Below are 3640 nucleotides of genomic sequence, written 5' to 3'. Positions count from 1 at the left end.
TACGTCAAAGCGGCTGGCAGTTTTTGTTGATGGTTGCTTCTGGCACGCGTGTCCGCAGTGTTACAAGCTGCCGGAAGATAACCGCCGCTACTGGCAGTCTAAAGTGCTTCGTAATCGTGAACGCGATCGTAGGATAAACAGCGAGCTTCGTTCGAAGGGTTGGCACGTTTTACGCGTCTGGGAGCACACGCTTCAGACGGAGCGGGGACGCCAAGGTGTTCTATCGAGGATAAGAACGGCCCTTCAAAAGCGATGAACTATGATGCGGTAACGGTGCCCGCCGCCGCCCCTCTCCTTCTCACCTGCATGGCAATCAGCCCCAGCCCGGTCAGAATCACCAGGAATTTTACGATCACGCCAATGATGGGCAGATTCATGGCGACGTACACGATGACCAGTCCCACCAGCAGCGCCACCGCGAAGTCTCCCATGCGGCCCGAGGGACGCGCGGCAGGCTGCGGGCGCAGAAGCGCGCGGCCGACGATGGCGGCAATCACAATCTTGGCGGCATAGAGGCCCGCCAGCCAGGCGGCCAGGCTGAACAGGGCAATGGGCAGTCCGATCAGCGTAATCCCGACAATCACCGCGGCGATGGGGATCGCCACGCACACCAGGAAACCAATGCCCAGGCTGCGCGCGTAATCACCGGCCGTGACCGGGCGAGCGCCAAACAGGGTGGGGACGAGCCAGAAGAGGATCAAGCCGGTGACGAATGCCGCCGCAATGCTGATCACGATTCCCACGTAGAAGCCCGCGCGCCGGAAATCGCTTCTGCGGGGGCGGATGCGGATGTCGGTGCGGCCAGCCACGGTCGCCCCGGACTCAATCTTCACATCCTGCGCTCTGCGCACCCTCGCGGTCAGGTCGCCGCCCACGCGCGCGGGCAACGCCAGCGTAAGCCGGCCGGTGCTGGCGGCCAGGTTACGCTCGATGTTACCGCCCACGTCCACGGAACTGGCGAAGGCGCTGGCATCGCGGCCCACGGCGCCGTTCAGCGCGGCCTCGGCGCAGAATGCCAGCAGGTCGGCCGCGATGCGCGCCTCGCGGTCGAGCCGGCAGTAGCGCGCGAAGGTCATCGCGCTGCGGCCAACCTCGCGCCGGATGTCCGCCTCCTCGGCAAAGGAAAACGTGTTGCCCTCCACCCTGCCCTCCATCTCCAGGTCGCGGGAGAAGGAGATCAGGTCGCCGCGTACTGTTCCCGTCACCAGCACGCGCCGGGCAAAGGCGATCACGTTGCCGGTGACCGTGCCCTCGATGCGCAGCGTGTCCGCCTGCGCGATCAGCGTGTCGTCCAGCGTCTCATCCTTGGCGACCACGACCGTGTCGCCCGTGCGCCTCTCCAGGCCGAGCGCCGGCGAGGCGAGGCAGGCGCCACCGATGATAAGTGCCAGCGCTCGCCTCCACAGATGGACTCGGAGCAGAGAAGAAACCAACCGGGTGGGGCGGAAATCGGAAGCGAGATGCATCGCGGGCCTCCTTGTTATGCCGAGCTGGGCCCGGCGGCGCTGTACGCCTGATATGGAAGGGGCCGGATTGCGGGCGCGCCACTGTAGCACCCGCCAGTCGCGGCGTACAAGAGCTGCGCTCACCTGAATCGCAGGCCGCGTGTTCTGTGCCGGGCCGAGCGCCAGCTTGGCTAAGCGAGGTCTGCCGGAGAGCAGTCGCAGTGGAACAGTGCACTGGCTGCCGCGAAGGGCCACTCGCAGCCTGGAAGAAATGCCACAATGATCGCAGTGCCGAAGGATCCCCGGAACGCCGCAGCAAACCCCTGCGCCAGGCACAAAGGCCGCATTGCCCGTGAATCGCCGCCGCGCCCTCGGGCATCTCATACAAAGACCGTAATTTGGCGCACCGTCGTTATTTGTCTTTTAGTTGATTCCAGCGTAGAATACTAGGGAGCAACTGCTGTGTAGCACAGCGTTCTGCCCTCAGCCTGCGCAGAGGCGCAGTTTGGGACCCCGGGGTGGGTCACCGTGTGCGCCGCTCGTCGCCCCGGCACCCGGATGTCGGGTGTCTCGGGAAGGGCGCCAACGGGCAAGCTTCGGCGAGCAGTACCAGTGGGCGCGAGCCCACTTTATTTTTGGGGGCGGTCGTCAGTCCGCAGTCGTTGGTCCTTCGCCGCATTGTTGCGGTGCCGGCACTTCGCTCGCGACTTGGCCAACGACCCGCGGCGAACGGCCGGCGGCGCAGCCATGGCGCTCAATCTCGACCAGATTCGCGGCATCGCCGAGCGGGTCGCGGCCACGCACGGCATGGAAGTGGTGGACGTGGAGTTTCGCGGTGCGGCAAAGTCGCGCATGCTGCGCCTGTTCATTGACAAGCCCGGCGGCATCACTCACGACGACTGCGCCCTGGTCAGCAACGAGGTCGGCGCCATCCTCGATGTCGAGGACGCCGTGCCCGGAGGCTCGTACGTGCTGGAAGTTTCCTCGCCGGGGCTGGATCGCAAGCTGGTGAAGCCCGCCGATTATGAGCGCTTCGCCGGCAACCGCGTGCGCGTAACCACGCGCGAGCCGGTTGAGGGCAGCCGCCACTTCGAGGGACGGCTGGAAGGATTGCACGACGGACGCATTGCGCTCGAAGTCGGAGGCGGAAGGAAGCATCCCCCTCGCCGCCTCGAGATCGAGCTGGCAAACATTGACCGGGCCAACCTGGTGCCGGAGTTTTGACGGTGAGCTTCTGGTTTTGGTTTCTGCTTTGTGGAACCAAAAACCGGAAACCACCAACTGAGAACTGAGAACGGATTATGGCAAGCGAGCTGTACAACACCATTGACGCGCTAAGCCGGGAGAAAGGCATCGATCCGCAGATCGTGGTCAACGCGGTCGAGGACGCGATCGTCGTCGCTACCCGCAAATATTACAAGACGCAGGAGAACCTCCGCGCCGAGCTGGACAAGGAGACCGGCCAGATTCGCGCCTTCGTGGTCAAGCAGGTGGTGGAGACTCCGGAGCAGGTGGAAGATCCGCTCAACCAGCTCACCGTGGACGAAGCCCGCCGTCTGGATCCCAGCGCCGAGCCCGGGGGTGAGATCCGCATTCCCAAAGCGACCGACGTGTTGGGGCGCATCGCCGCGCAGCTCGCCAAGCAGGTCATCTTTCAGAAGGTGCGCGAGGCCGAGCGCGATACGGTTTACAACGAGTACATCGGGCGCGTCGGCGAAATCGTGAATGCCACCGTCAAGCGCATGGAAGGCCCCGACGTGATCTTCGATATTGGCAAGGCCGAAGCGCGCATGGGGCGCAAGGAGCAGTCGCGGCTGGAGTCGTTCGCCGTCGGCGAGCGCGTGCGCGTCGTCATCGTGCGCGTGGAAAAAGCCGCCAAGGGCCCGCAGGTCGTCGTCTCGCGCGCCGCGCCGGAGCTGGTGCAGCACCTGTTCCAGACCGAGGTGCCGGAAATCTACGACAACACCGTCGTGATCCGCGCCATTGCCCGCGAGGCCGGCGAGCGCACCAAGATCGCCGTCATGTCCAAGGACAAGGACGTGGACGCCGTGGGTGCCTGCGTCGGCATGAAAGGCATGCGCGTGCAGTCCATCATCCGCGAGCTCCGCGGCGAAAAGATCGACATTATTGAGTATCACGAGGATCCGGTGGTGTTCGCGGAGAAGGCGCTGCAGCCGGCGAAGGTGAGCCGGGTG

The 3640-nt window shown here is 64.6% G+C and carries 3 protein-coding genes; 2 read left to right on the top strand and 1 reads right to left on the bottom strand.

The window, feature by feature from the left end:
* Nucleotides 1–257: 257 nt before the first annotated feature.
* Nucleotides 258–1466 carry a polymer-forming cytoskeletal protein gene (locus tag VFA60_14030; GenBank protein HZQ92908.1) on the bottom strand — a complete coding sequence of 403 codons (1209 nt, stop codon included), beginning with the start codon at nt 1464–1466 and terminating at the stop codon, nt 258–260.
* Nucleotides 1467–2192: 726 nt separating this feature from the next.
* Between VFA60_14030 and rimP the strand changes: the two genes are divergently transcribed.
* A complete protein-coding gene (rimP, locus tag VFA60_14025; protein ID HZQ92907.1) occupies nt 2193–2669 on the top strand; it encodes a ribosome maturation factor RimP in 477 nt (158 codons plus the stop codon).
* Nucleotides 2670–2746: 77 nt separating this feature from the next.
* Nucleotides 2747–3640 (top strand): transcription termination factor NusA (gene nusA, locus VFA60_14020; GenBank protein HZQ92906.1); only part of this gene is annotated, 894 nt, incomplete at its 3' end.

The organism is Terriglobales bacterium, from assembly GCA_035651995.1.
Lineage (GTDB): Bacteria > Acidobacteriota > Terriglobia > Terriglobales > Acidobacteriaceae > DASRER01.
Note: the sequence above shows the minus strand (reverse complement) of the source record. Positions and strands in the feature narration are given on the sequence as shown.